This window comes from Natronocella acetinitrilica (assembly GCF_024170285.1).
Classification (GTDB): Bacteria; Pseudomonadota; Gammaproteobacteria; order Nitrococcales; family Aquisalimonadaceae; genus Natronocella; species Natronocella acetinitrilica.
Genome location: NZ_JALJXV010000008.1, coordinates 294940 through 301754 on the forward strand (window position 1 = coordinate 294940; position 6815 = coordinate 301754).

The 6815-nt window shown below is 59.7% G+C and carries 10 protein-coding genes; 4 read left to right on the forward strand and 6 right to left on the reverse strand.

From position 1 onward, the window contains the following. The first annotated feature begins 33 nt into the window (after positions 1 to 33). Positions 34 to 831 (forward strand): TatD family hydrolase, encoded by a 798-nt coding sequence (locus J2T57_RS17075; protein ID WP_253481869.1) that lies wholly within the window; start codon positions 34 to 36, stop codon positions 829 to 831. Here the strand turns inward: J2T57_RS17075 and J2T57_RS17080 are convergent. From J2T57_RS17080 to J2T57_RS17105, 6 genes are all read right to left on the reverse strand, one after another. Beyond that, entirely contained in the window at positions 819 to 1229 is a 411-nt protein-coding gene (locus J2T57_RS17080; RefSeq protein ID WP_494546285.1) for a GIY-YIG nuclease family protein, read from the reverse strand. The genes J2T57_RS17075 and J2T57_RS17080 overlap by 13 nt on opposite strands. Further along, entirely contained in the window at positions 1201 to 1848 is a 648-nt protein-coding gene (locus tag J2T57_RS17085) for an energy-coupling factor ABC transporter permease (RefSeq protein WP_253481893.1), read from the reverse strand. The genes J2T57_RS17080 and J2T57_RS17085 overlap by 29 nt, the downstream gene beginning before the upstream one ends. Before the next feature lie 33 nt (positions 1849 to 1881). Next, on the reverse strand, positions 1882 to 2154 hold the full coding sequence (locus J2T57_RS17090) for a hypothetical protein (protein ID WP_253481895.1): 273 nt from the start codon (positions 2152 to 2154) through the stop codon (positions 1882 to 1884). Positions 2155 to 2221: 67 nt separating this feature from the next. Further along, the gene (locus tag J2T57_RS17095; RefSeq protein ID WP_253481897.1) at positions 2222 to 3472 is read right to left on the reverse strand and encodes a MerC family mercury resistance protein; all 1251 of its coding nucleotides are present in this window, start codon (positions 3470 to 3472) and stop codon (positions 2222 to 2224) included. A gap of 76 nt (positions 3473 to 3548) precedes the next feature. Continuing rightward, on the reverse strand, positions 3549 to 3785 hold the full coding sequence (locus tag J2T57_RS17100) for an anti-sigma factor family protein (RefSeq protein ID WP_253481899.1): 237 nt from the start codon (positions 3783 to 3785) through the stop codon (positions 3549 to 3551). Then, positions 3782 to 4411 carry a sigma-70 family RNA polymerase sigma factor gene (locus J2T57_RS17105; protein ID WP_253481901.1) on the reverse strand — a complete coding sequence of 210 codons (630 nt, stop codon included), beginning with the start codon at positions 4409 to 4411 and terminating at the stop codon, positions 3782 to 3784. The genes J2T57_RS17100 and J2T57_RS17105 overlap by 4 nt, the downstream gene beginning before the upstream one ends. Positions 4412 to 4642: 231 nt before the next feature. On the opposite strand from J2T57_RS17105, the gene J2T57_RS17110 reads away from it, so the two are divergent. From J2T57_RS17110 to J2T57_RS17120, 3 genes are all read left to right on the forward strand, one after another. Continuing rightward, positions 4643 to 5437: a methyltransferase domain-containing protein gene (locus tag J2T57_RS17110; protein ID WP_253481903.1), complete on the forward strand. Its 795-nt coding sequence runs from the start codon at positions 4643 to 4645 to the stop codon at positions 5435 to 5437. A gap of 26 nt (positions 5438 to 5463) precedes the next feature. Then, on the forward strand, positions 5464 to 5958 hold the full coding sequence (locus J2T57_RS17115; protein ID WP_253481906.1) for a cupin domain-containing protein: 495 nt from the start codon (positions 5464 to 5466) through the stop codon (positions 5956 to 5958). A gap of 148 nt (positions 5959 to 6106) precedes the next feature. Next, complete coding sequence (locus J2T57_RS17120; RefSeq protein WP_253481908.1) at positions 6107 to 6616, forward strand: hypothetical protein; 510 nt, start codon at positions 6107 to 6109, stop codon at positions 6614 to 6616. Positions 6617 to 6815 lie beyond the last annotated feature (199 nt).

Genomic DNA, 6815 nt, shown 5'->3' on the forward strand with positions numbered 1-6815 from the left:
GGCCCTTTCAGGCAGACATTTCCCGAAGGTGCCATGCAGCCGAGCCTAGTTGATTCCCATTGCCACCTGCACATGCTGAAGGGTGGCTCCGAGCTTTCCGGTGATTACCTCTCAGCGGCCCTGGAGCAGGGCGTCGGTCATTTCCTGACGGTGTGTGTCGACGTAGCGGACGTTCCCGAGCTTCTCGCACTGGCCGAATCCAGCGACCGCATTACCACCAGTGTTGGCGTACACCCGTGTGGTGAATCCCTCGCCTTGCCGACTATTGAGGAATTCGTCGCACTGGCGGACCACCCGAAAGTCATCGCCATTGGTGAGACTGGCCTGGATTACCTGTGTACTGATGGCCCCAAGGAATGGCAGCACGAGCGCTTCCGGCACCAGATTCAGGCCGCAAGATTGATCGGTAAGCCATTGATTATTCACTCGCGAGGAGCGCCCAGAGACACGGCAAGAATACTGAGGGAGGAGGGTGCCGACAGCGTCGGTGGCATCATTCATTGCTTCACCGAGGATCAGGTGGCGGCGAAGCAATTCCTCGACCTCGACTTTCACATTTCCTTGAGCGGCATACTGACGTTCCGTAATGCGGATGAACTGCGCCAGGTTGCCCGCTATTTGCCCAACGACCGGCTACTGGTGGAGACCGATTGCCCTTACCTGGCGCCCGTACCGCACCGTGGAAAGCAGAACGAACCGGCCTTTGTGCGCCGTGTGGCGGAATGTCTGGCGGAAGTGCGGCGCGAACCCTTCGAGGAAACGGCTGAGTACACCACGGAGAACTTCTACCGGCTGTTCCCCTCCGCGCCCCGACCGATTCAGCCAATGTAATCTCTTCCACTCCAGGGCGTCGGACCGAGATACTTCAGGTGACTGCCGCAGCGCGAGCGGCAGTCGGAGGCGCCGAAACCGCGCACGGGAAGCGTCCCGATAGTCAGCCGATTCAACTGGCACTCGGGAACCCCCCGGACCTCGACATCGACAATCTCCACGCCAGGGTTGGTGAGCACGTAGTCGATATGCCATCGGAGACGCTTTTCCCTGCGCAGGTGGCGCTGCAGTCGGCTGTGCGGATGCCGCCGTGCACTACCGGAGTAGACGTACAAACCGGCATCGAAACAATACTCACCCAAAGAACCAACTCTTATCTCCAAATTATTGTTAATCCAAATGAAGATTCTGTATGAGCAATGTGCCTTCTCACTTGCCATGGATATAGTCGCGATCATCGAAAGTGCGAACCCAGTGAGGTTTGTAGACCACAAGCATGGTCATGATCATGCCGGTAATGAAGCCCTCGGGAAACATCATCAGAGGTAACATCACCAGGTAATCGTGAACGATTATTGCTGGAGGATAAGCGCCGAGGGCAAGCAGCAGGATCGCTGAGGCAGTGATGGTGGCGCCGATTACGAGCATGGAACCAAAGAACGCCAAGACCAGAACATAGATGAAGAAATGGCGTGGCAGCAGGGTATATGCAATTCGCCCAAGCCCATGGGAGAGGGCGACGGGCAGCACCGTCAAAAGCATGCCATTCATGCCCACCGCGGCCCAGCTGTAGAGGCCCAGGGCGGATAAACCAATGAGTGCCAGCGATGCCCCGACCAGGGCGAGCTGCCAGCCGAACATCAGGGTTAGCGCTGTCACGCCCAGCAAGTGCAATTCGAGTCCCGGGTGGACACCAGCTCCCATGACCCACAACATGGCGACGATGCCTGCCGCACACACCCAAACCGGTTCAAGCTTATTGCTGCGCAACGCATGCCATGGCGCCCCCTTTAGCGCCAGCCACAGGCACCCCGCCCAAAGCACGATAGCCACCCAGCCGATCAGGTTCGGCGCCATGCCATCGTGCAGATTCATCCGGTCATGGCTCAGTCAGTCGACGTCGTTGGCTTCTGGGTGGATCTGGCAGAAATGCTCCATGACCCGTTTCAACTTCGCCGCATGAGCGAAATCGCCACGCTGGCGGGCTGCCGCAATGTCATCCAGAATCATCCGCCGGATTCGTGGTGAGCCATCTGGTGCATGCATCAGATAGTTTCCCATCTCCAGAGCGATGATGCTGTCACAGTGCTCATGCTCGGCGATCGCGTCGATTTCCTCTTCCGTGAGTTCACTCATCCCGAGACAGTCTTCGTAGGTCAGCATGGCAGGCCTCCGGCCGTGTGGCTGTATGGGCTACCAAGCACGCTAAACCAGAGTCGACTCGGGGCGGTTAATCTGGATCAACGCGGGACAAGTTAGCAGCGGAGTCGATTCCCAGCACTTCCCGCTGCCGGCGTCGTCGCCAATGCCAGTCGAACGCGACGCCGGCGGCAAGCAGAGCGAATCCGCTGATCTCGACAAGCATGTTGTAGTTGACCAGCAGGGCATAACTGACAACCGAGGCACCAAGAGAAGCCAGCCCCAAGGGCAGATAAGATTGATGCTGTCGCACACCTGCCGTCACGGCGGCAACTGCAAGCCAGGTGAAGACAAGGATGCCACCGGCCCATAGGCCGTCATCGAGTGCCATATTCAGCCCCAGCAGGGGCAGAAGCGCGAAAGCGGCAAGCAGGCCATAGCAAGTGAACAATGCGAGGCCGAGGCTCGCGAGGCCCGCCGCGCCTCTTCTCCAGAAGAGGCGCAACAGCCGCATTGGGTTGACTCGGCGCCACCAATGGGTCGCCGCAGGCAGGGGCGTTTGGTCACGGTCAACTCGCAAGGCCAGGGAGTGTGCGTCAAAGCTTGCGGCAATCTCCCGCGTCTGCGCACTGGGGCTCAGGGCAAAATAGTCATGTCGGTACAGCACTTCGGGGCTTGCGAAGCCCTCATCAACCAAAAGATCGAGGAGTTCTTCGTCAACGGTGGCGCCAACGACGCACTCCACCCAGAGGCGAGGGTCGCTGTCGCAATCCACGGTGACGGGGCGTCGGATGACAACGTCGGCCAGTTGCAAGGTTCCACCGGGTCGTAGAGCCCTGAACATTTCACGTACCGCCCGGCGTTTGTCGGGAACGAGATTCAGCGCTCCATTGCTGGTGATCACGTCGATGCTGCTGTCGCGCACGGGCAGCTGCTCGGCAGACCCCTCGATCGCGGAGACGTTGTCGTATCCGTTTGCAGAGGCCACATGAGACAGCTTCCGCGACATCTCGGGTGTCAGATCCACGGCGATGACGCGGCCGCGGGGGCCGACCAGACGGCTGGCGATGAGAGCGTCGACACCGGCGCCTGCGCCGATATCCAGAACGGTGTCCCCCTCCTGGATCCGATCTGCGACGAACGGATGGCCGACACCGGCGAACGCCGCCAAAGTGGCGTCGGGGAGGTTGTCCAATTGTTCCCGTTCGTAACCAAGGGCGACCGCCGCATCACGGCCTACGGGAAAGTGAAACCCGGCCGTGGGTTGGCGGGCAACACGTCCGTACATCTGCCTAACGGCCCCGGCGATCTGCTCGCGTGAGTATCCGAGAATAGCGACCATTTGCCTTCTCCCGTGGCAATGTCGTCCAGTCCCTGAGTTTTTCGATCAACGACTTCGAGTGGGGTCCGGGTCGAAGTCAGAAATTCTCGAGAATTCGTTTGATTCTCTCCTGCAGTTGTTCGGGCGCTCTCTCGCTGGCTGCGTCCGTGACCCTCGAGCGTAACTTTTTCTCGAACTCTGCACGCGTGAAACAGTCGCGGCAGCGCTTCAGGTGGTGTTCGATATCGGCGCTGCTCTGAGCATCCAGCTCCTGGTCCAGATACTCTAGCAATTGCCGCACGACTTCTTCGCAACTGAGTTCGCGCCGGCTCATTGACGACCTCCCGACGGAGATGAGCCACCATCGGGGCTCGCGACGGACAGGCCTGCCTCCTGAGCTAGCTGCCAGAGCGTTCGCTGCAGCATGCCTCGCGCACGGGAAAGTCTGGACCTGACGGTTCCCAGCGGAATCTCCAGCAACTCGGCAACCTCCTGATAGGTATAGCCCTGGATCTCCACCAGGACAATAACGATGCGGAACGCGTCCGGCAGGTCATCAATTGCCTGTTGCAGATCCTCACGCAGCAAATCGTTCAGCGCCACGTCTTCGGCGGAGCCCCACCACAGCAGAAAGGGTTGGTGGAGTTTCTCGAAGAGTGAGAAGTCTTTCTCATCCCCATCGTCCATGCCGGCTTCGGGCACGTCAATTGGGGTTTCTACACGGTTCCGGGTCTGTTTGCGCCGCCAGGCGCTGATGAATGTGGTGTTGAGGATGCGAAAAAGCCAAGCGTCCAGGCGATCCAGATCCTCAAGGCTATCCAACGCTGACCAGGCACGGGATACCGACTCGGCAACGATCTCCTCGGCTTCATCGGCATTACGCGTTAACCGCAGGGCAGTTCCGTAGAGCCTGTCCATCAGCTCGGTGACGACACGCTCAAAGCGTTCCCGCCGACGCATGCGCTCGCAATTTTTTTCCGAAGTAGGGCGCATAGATCCACCTGGTTGCAGCCCTTTCTTGATGCCACCTGGCGACACCGGCACCTGAAAGTCTGGGCCATATCGGCGGCCGCTTCCAATTATTCAGTCTTCGGCGAGGACTCCGCCGGGAACAATTGAAGGCCGTCATGCGTCCTGGCGATACCCCGCATCCATGTGTGGGTAATGCGTGAGCAAGGAGGAGTGACAGGCATGAATACCACAGCAAGCGCGGTACCAGCAGCCGTCAACACCATAGAGCTGGAATCGAAGGTCAAGCAGATGTACGAGGATGTTGCCAACAACCCGCACGGCGACTTCCACTTTGCCATGGGACGTAGCCTGACCGAGAGTCTCGGCTACGCGGCCAGCGAACTCGACCGCATACCGACAGAGGCGGTGGACTCGTTCGCCGGCGTAGGCTGCCCGCTGCTACTAGCGGATATCCGCGAAGGGGCGACGGTGCTTGATCTGGGCAGCGGCTCCGGCACGGATGCTTTCATGGCGGCCCTACGCGCTGGCCCGGACGGGCTAGTGCATGGCGTCGACATGACGGAGGCGCAACGCAAAAAGGCGAGCGACCTTGCAGTGAAAGCGGGATTCGCCAACGTCCATTTCCATGCCGGATACATCGAGTCTCCACCAATCGCCGATGCCACGGTGGATGTTGTCATCAGCAACGGTGTGATCAATCTGTCTCCAGATAAAGGCTGGGTTTTCAGGGAGGTGGCGCGGGTATTGCGGCCAGGAGGGAGGCTTTCGCTCTCCGATATCGTCACCGAGAAGCCGCTGCCATCTGACGTTACCTGTAACGCAACACTCTGGGCTGCCTGCATCGGCGGAGCCATGCAGGAGGACGACTACCAGGCGGCCATCGAGGCGGCCGGCTTGCGGGTCGTCCAGGTAAGGACGAATCCACAGTACGCGTTCCTGACGGACTCTGCGCGTGGTGCAGCCAAGACCTATGGCGTCAAGAGCGTCAACCTCTGCGCCGTCAAGGACGCCTGATCTAGAGAACACCAGGAGAAACGGTCATGAAACTGAAGACTTTCTGCACTCACGCAACCCTCCTCGGGATCGCCAGTTCAGCGCTCTTCACGGCTGCTGCCTCGGATAATCACCACTACACGCCGGGGCAGGGTGGCCACATCATGGTGACACCAGATCAACTCGACTGGGGCTCGGTGGCCTCAATGGAGGGCGATGCGAAGATCACGATCATCGAGGGAAATCTGGCTGAGGAGGCGCCTTTCACCATTCGCCTGCGTCTGCCCGAAAACTACATCGTGCACCCCCATGTTCACCCGGCGTACGAGCGAGTCACGGTGCTCAGCGGCACATTCCATTTCGCTCATGGCGACACCTTCGACCGTGACGCGACAATGGCGCTTACCCCCGGCAGCTTCGCGATCATGGCGCCAGGAGAGCCCATGTTCGCGTTTACCGAGGAGGAAACCATCATTCAGCTCCATGGCGAAGGTCCGTGGGGGATCGATTACATCCATGAAGAGCATGATCCGAGAAACTAGTCGGCGGCAGAGCGCGGTCGGGCCGGGGACGTTGATCCCCGGCCCGGGGGCGACGGATAAATCGCCTGCTGCTTCAGGGCACCTTATTCGCCGTGCGAGGCTCCCGCTTCTGGCGTTAGCCGTTCTGGGCGTCGGTGCGACAGGGGTCATGGTGCAGCCGGAACCCACTTTAGCGGGCCTCGCTCTGGCAGCCGCCGCCTACGCGTTCCTGTTGGCAATTCCATTTGTGCCGGCAATGGAAATAGGCCTGTTACTCATGGCGTTATTCGGTCCCGCTGGGGCAGTCACTGCCTACGTCGCAACCGTTGTCGGCCTCAACCTGGCCTACGGCGTCGGACGCGTCCTCTCGCAGTCGAAGCGACCGGTCTCGCGCATTCACCTGGCAAAGCGACCCCTGCCGGCGTGGCTCCAGTCCATAGCACGGCGACTACCCCGGAATACGGGGTGCGTTCTGATGCTGGGCGTGCTCCTCAATGTACCGGGCAACACCATTGTCGGCGGCGGTGGCGGAATCGCCTTGACCTATGGCGCAACCCGCGCGCTATCCTGGCCGCGATTCGCACTAACAGTCGCCATTGCCACCTCAGCGCTGCCAATCCTGTTCATCCTGGGATTCGTAAGCCTGGAGCAGTTGGTAAGCGGTAGCGGAGCACAGTAAGTGCCCATGCTGGATCTCGAATGACCACAGCCGCTAGTGCGTGTAATGTATATTATGTTAAATCTCATACGAATGGGCCAGAGCCTCTCCTCTTGTGTGTGTAATTGTCGACTTCCCGTGTTTAGGCCCATCCGAAACTAGAGGTTTCCGGTTCGTTTAGCTGCCGGTATTCGGCAGGCGTCAAATCCCCAAGCGAGTC

Coding starts and splice junctions, on each gene's coding strand:
- J2T57_RS17075 (WP_253481869.1), top strand. CDS start 34: ATGCAGCCGAGCCTAGTTGATTCCCATTGCCACCTGCACATGCTGAAG.
- J2T57_RS17080 (WP_494546285.1), bottom strand. CDS start 1,229: ATGATCGCGACTATATCCATGGCAAGTGAGAAGGCACATTGCTCATAC.
- J2T57_RS17085 (WP_253481893.1), bottom strand. CDS start 1,848: ATGGCGCCGAACCTGATCGGCTGGGTGGCTATCGTGCTTTGGGCGGGG.
- J2T57_RS17090 (WP_253481895.1), bottom strand. CDS start 2,154: ATGCTGACCTACGAAGACTGTCTCGGGATGAGTGAACTCACGGAAGAG.
- J2T57_RS17095 (WP_253481897.1), bottom strand. CDS start 3,472: ATGGTCGCTATTCTCGGATACTCACGCGAGCAGATCGCCGGGGCCGTT.
- J2T57_RS17100 (WP_253481899.1), bottom strand. CDS start 3,785: ATGAGCCGGCGCGAACTCAGTTGCGAAGAAGTCGTGCGGCAATTGCTA.
- J2T57_RS17105 (WP_253481901.1), bottom strand. CDS start 4,411: ATGCGTCGGCGGGAACGCTTTGAGCGTGTCGTCACCGAGCTGATGGAC.
- J2T57_RS17110 (WP_253481903.1), top strand. CDS start 4,643: ATGAATACCACAGCAAGCGCGGTACCAGCAGCCGTCAACACCATAGAG.
- J2T57_RS17115 (WP_253481906.1), top strand. CDS start 5,464: ATGAAACTGAAGACTTTCTGCACTCACGCAACCCTCCTCGGGATCGCC.
- J2T57_RS17120 (WP_253481908.1), top strand. CDS start 6,107: ATGGTGCAGCCGGAACCCACTTTAGCGGGCCTCGCTCTGGCAGCCGCC.